The organism is Anaeromyxobacter sp. PSR-1, assembly GCF_000964525.1.
GTDB lineage: Bacteria > Myxococcota > Myxococcia > Myxococcales > Anaeromyxobacteraceae > Anaeromyxobacter.
Map to the genome: position 1 here is coordinate 1 of NZ_BAZG01000269.1, position 4,228 is coordinate 4,228.

Genomic DNA, 4,228 nt, shown 5'->3' on the forward strand with positions numbered 1-4,228 from the left:
CCGCCGGGCGGCCCGGCGGCGAGGCGTGACCCGCGGTCCGGACGGCTCAGGCGGCGGCGAGCAGGCCGCGCAGGCAGCCGATCAGCTCGGCGTTGTCGAACGGCTTGCGGACGAAGCCGCTCGCGCCCGCCTCGACCGCCTTGCGCGGCAGGTCCGGGCCGGGCCGCGCCGAGACGACCAGGATCGGCCCGCCGAACCCGGCCGCGCGCATGCGCCGGCACAGCTCGAGCCCGTCCACGCCCGGCATGGCCACGTCGAGGAGCACCGCGTCCGCGTCCGCCAGCGCGCCGAGCGCCTCCTGCGCGCCCGGCGCGATGCGGGGCAGGAGCCCCTCCAGCTCGAGCAGCGTGGCGAGGAACTCGCAGATGGCGGCGTCGTCGTCGACGAGCAGGACGCGGGGCGTGGGCACGCGCGTCACCTCTGCGCCAGCGGCGCGTCCAGCTTGCCCTCGCTGCACTCCACCCGGAGCGAGCGCGGCTTCAGGTGCGCCGGGGCGGGCGCGCCGTCCTTCTCGAAGCGGCTGGTGGCGACGACCAGCTTCTGCCCGTCGCGCACGGTGGGCGTGCGGAAGCTCCAGCCGCCCTCCAGCGTGAGCACCACGTCGGTCCAGATCCGGTCCGACGCGTTCCACACCATGATCTGCGTGCCGATGACCTCGTCGCTCATCCGCACCTCGGCGCCGAGCGCGTTGCGCGGGCCGGAGGACGGGCACGCCACCCACACCGTGCCGAGCGAGAGGAGCGCCCACGAGGCGACCACCGCGGCGCGCAGCCGGAAGCCGCGCGTGGACTTGCGGTAGCCGTCGGCGACGTCCTGGGCCAGGTCGCGCGCGAGGTGCGTCACGCGCTGCGCGGCGGCGACCGGGTCGGGGCGGAGCGTCTCCTTCATGGCGGGCGAGCCTACCGCCCGCCGCCGCGGCCCGACAAGCGGGTAGGCCCGCGTCCGCCGTGTCTCACACGCCCTCCATCCCCACCGTGGCGACCGCCGTGGCCTCGTCGCCGCCGGCGCCGCCGATCCGCCGGTGCAGCGCGATCACGCGCCGGCGCACCTCGGTGAGCAGCGCGGTCCGGTCGGGGAAGTCGGCGGGGCTGACCGGCTCGCCCACCGCGACGCGGATCGGCCCGGGCCAGATGGCGATGATGCGCTTCGGCGTCACCTTGCCGCTGCCGGAGATGGCCACCGGCACCACCGGCACGCCGGCCTCCATCGCGACCACGAACGGCCCCTTCTTGAACGGGTGGACGCGGCAGTCCAGCGAGCGCGTGCCCTCGGGGAAGACGATGAGCGAGGTCCCGGCGCGCACCACCTCGCCGGCCTGGCGGAGCGACTGCACCGCCTGCCCGTGGTTGCGGCGGTCCACCGGCACGTGGCCGCCGAGCCGCATGTACGCGCCGAACACCGGGAGGCGGAACAGCTCGGCCTTGGCGATGAACCGCACGCTGCGCGGGAGGACCTTGAACAGCACCCAGATGTCGAGCGCGCTCTCGTGGTTGGACGCGAAGATGAGCGGCCCGTCGGGCAGCGGCGGGAGCGGCTCGAGGTGCACGCGGGAGCCGGTGAGCCACAGGCACGAGGGCGACCAGGCGAACCGCGCGAACCAGATGGGCAGGTCCCCCGAGCCGGTGAGGAGCATCACCGGCAGGCTGACGAAGAAGAAGAACGCCATCGAGATGGCGCAGTAGACGAGGACGACGAAGCCGCGGGCGCGCGCCAGCATGGGTGCCTCTCGAGACCGGGGCCCGGCCGGGCGGGGCGGGGCGGGGGGTATATAGCACGCGCCCGGCCCCCTTCCGCGGCGCTAGACTGTGGCGGTGAACCCTCCCCTGAGGCTGGCCGAGGAGGTCCGCGCGGCGCTCGCCGCCGGCGGTCCGGTGGTGGCGCTGGAGACGAGCGTGGTGGCCCAGGGCCTCCCGCCCCCGCACAACCTGGAGGCGGCCCGCCGCTGCGCCGCCGCGGTGCGGGCCGCCGGCGCGGTGCCGGCCGCCGTGGCGGTGGTCGCGGGCGAGGTCGTGGTCGGCGCCGAGGACGCCGCGCTGGAGCGCCTCGCGGATCCGGCGCGGCGGCCGGCCAAGGCGTCGCCGCGCGACCTCGCCGCGCTCTGCGCCGCCGGGCGGGACGCGGGCACCACCGTGGCCGCGACCGCCGCGGTGGCCGCACTCGCGGGGATCCGCGTCTTCGCGACCGGCGGCATCGGCGGAGTGCACCGGCTCGCGCCCGGGGAGCCCGCCGCCGGCGCCGCGGACGTCTCGGCGGATCTCGCCGAGCTGGCGCGGGCGCCGGTGTGCGTGGTCTCCGCCGGGCCGAAGGCCATCCTCGACCTGGCCGCCACCGCCGAGGCGCTCGAGACGCTGGGCGTGCCGGTGCTGGGCTGGCGCACCTCGGAGCTGCCGGCGTTCTACTCGGACGGGAGCGGCATCGCGCTCGAGCACCGCGTGGAGGACGCCGCCGCGGCGGCGCGGGTGCTGCGGCTGCACTGGGACGCGCTGCGCCGGCGCGAGGGCGTGCTGCTCGCGGTCCCGCCGCCCGAGGCGGTGGCGCGCGAGGTGGTGGAGGCGGCCATCGCCGCGGCGCTCGAGGACGCGCGCGCGCGGGGGATCCGCGGCAAGGCGGTGACCCCGTTCCTGCTGGAGGCGGTCTCCCGGGCCACCCGCGGGCGCGCGCGCGCCGCCAACCTGGCGCTCCTGGAGCGGAACGCCGCCGTCGCCGGGGAGGTGGCCGTGGCGCTGGCGGCCGCCGCCGGCTGAGGATTTCGGGGCGAATCGCGAGCCGCGCGGGCCGCGCTCCTCTAGAATGCCGCGTCCGATGTCCGCCGCCCCACGCCCCAGCCCCGTCTTCGTCTCCGATCCCGACGCGCTCTCCCGGCTGCTCGACGCGCTGGCGGGCGAGCGGGTGCTCGCGCTCGACACCGAGTCCAACAGCTTCCACGTCTACCGCGAGCGGGTGTGCCTGCTGCAGCTCTCCACCCGGGCGCAGGACTTCGTGGTGGACCCCATCTCGGTGGACGTCCGCCCGCTCGGGGAGATCCTGTGCGACGGGCGCGAGGTGGTGCTGCACGGCGCCGACTACGACGTCCGCTGCCTGCACCGCGAGTACGGCTGGCGCATCCCCCGGCTGTTCGACACCATGGTGGCGGCGCGGCGGCTGGGACGGCCCGGCCTCGGCCTGTCGGCGCTGGTGGAGTCGCACTTCGGCGTGCGGCTCTCGAAGGCGTTCCAGCGGTCCGACTGGGGCCGGCGGCCGCTCACCCCGGACCAGCTCGCCTACGCCGCGCTGGACACGCACTTCCTGCTGCCGCTGTTCGACCTCCTCACCGGCGAGCTGGCCGCGCGCGGCGCGCTCGAGGAGGCGTGGAAGGAGTCGCAGCGCATCGCCTCGGTCGTGGCGCGCGAGCGCGTGTTCGACCCGGAGGGCTGGCGGCGCATCAAGGGGGCCCGCGAGCTCGACGCGCCCGGCAAGGCGGTGCTGCGCGCGCTCTGGATCGCCCGCGAGGACCGCGCCCGCGCCTCGGACCGGCCGCCGTTCAAGGTGCTCGGCGAGCCCGCCATGCTGGAGATCGCCCGGCGGCGCCCGGCCACGCGCGAGGCGCTCGCGGCCATCCCGGGCGTCACGCCGTCGGTGCTCGGGCGCATGGGCGAGACCATCGCCGCCGCGCTGAAGGCGGCCGGCTAGGCGAGCCCGCTAGAACCCGACGCCGGGCGCCGGCGCCGCCACCGCCCGCGCCGGGTCGATGGGCGCGGGGGCGCCGCCGGACAGCCGGCGGTACACGTCCCAGTCGGACAGCACGACCTTCACGTACTGGCGCGTCTCGCGGTACGGGATGCACTCGACCCACGCGTCGAGCGGCATGCCGGCGCGCGCCCGGGCCCACTCCGACGCCGGCCCCGGGCCGGCGTTGTAGGCCGCGAGCACCACCGCCGGGTCCGTGAAGCGGGCGCCGAGCAGGCCGAGGTAGTGCGCCCCGAGCGCCACGTTCACCTCGGGCCGGTCGAGCCGGTCGCCGACGCCGCCGGGCACGCCCAGCAGCGCCGCCAGCCGCTCGGCGGTGACGGGCCGGAGCTGCAGCAGCCCCTCGGCCCCGGCGCCGCTCCGCACCGCGCGGCGGAAGCTCGACTCGCGCCGCATCACCGCCAGCACGAGCGCGGGATCCACGCCGAACGCCCGGGCGCGGGCGGGGAGCAGCTCCGGGTACGGCTCGGGGTGCGACCAGCGCAGCGTGCGCGCGCTCTGG

General features: G+C 77.2%; 6 protein-coding genes. 2 read left to right on the top strand and 4 right to left on the bottom strand.

Features of this window, described 5'->3' with window-relative positions; genetic code table 11:
* Nucleotides 1-46: 46 nt before the first annotated feature.
* The 3 genes from PSR1_RS22040 to PSR1_RS22050 all read right to left on the bottom strand — a co-directional run bounded on the left by PSR1_RS22040 (nt 47) and on the right by PSR1_RS22050 (nt 1,717).
* On the bottom strand, nt 47-409 hold the full coding sequence (locus PSR1_RS22040) for a response regulator transcription factor (protein WP_059439480.1): 363 nt from the start codon (nt 407-409) through the stop codon (nt 47-49).
* 5 nt (nt 410-414) lie between these two features.
* Nucleotides 415-888 (bottom strand): hypothetical protein, encoded by a 474-nt coding sequence (locus PSR1_RS22045; protein WP_059439481.1) that lies wholly within the window; start codon nt 886-888, stop codon nt 415-417.
* Between the two features lie 64 nt (nt 889-952).
* Nucleotides 953-1,717, bottom strand: a complete 765-nt coding sequence (locus tag PSR1_RS22050; protein WP_059439482.1) for a lysophospholipid acyltransferase family protein — start codon at nt 1,715-1,717, stop codon at nt 953-955.
* 94 nt (nt 1,718-1,811) lie between these two features.
* Between PSR1_RS22050 and PSR1_RS22055 the strand changes: the two genes are divergently transcribed.
* Both PSR1_RS22055 and PSR1_RS22060 read left to right on the top strand, forming a co-directional pair.
* Nucleotides 1,812-2,744, top strand: coding sequence for a pseudouridine-5'-phosphate glycosidase (locus PSR1_RS22055; protein WP_059439483.1), 933 nt, complete (start codon nt 1,812-1,814; stop codon nt 2,742-2,744).
* A gap of 58 nt (nt 2,745-2,802) precedes the next feature.
* Entirely contained in the window at nt 2,803-3,669 is an 867-nt protein-coding gene (locus tag PSR1_RS22060) for a ribonuclease D (RefSeq protein ID WP_059439484.1), read from the top strand.
* A gap of 9 nt (nt 3,670-3,678) precedes the next feature.
* Here the strand turns inward: PSR1_RS22060 and PSR1_RS22065 are convergent.
* The coding region (locus PSR1_RS22065) for a lytic transglycosylase domain-containing protein (RefSeq protein ID WP_152643417.1) at nt 3,679-4,228 on the bottom strand (550 nt) is incomplete at its 5' end.

Excerpts from the sequence above, each read along its gene's own strand:
- PSR1_RS22045 (WP_059439481.1), bottom strand. The coding sequence starts at position 888 with ATGAAGGAGACGCTCCGCCCCGACCCGGTCGCCGCCGCGCAGCGCGTG.
- PSR1_RS22050 (WP_059439482.1), bottom strand. The coding sequence starts at position 1,717 with ATGCTGGCGCGCGCCCGCGGCTTCGTCGTCCTCGTCTACTGCGCCATC.
- PSR1_RS22060 (WP_059439484.1), top strand. The coding sequence starts at position 2,803 with ATGTCCGCCGCCCCACGCCCCAGCCCCGTCTTCGTCTCCGATCCCGAC.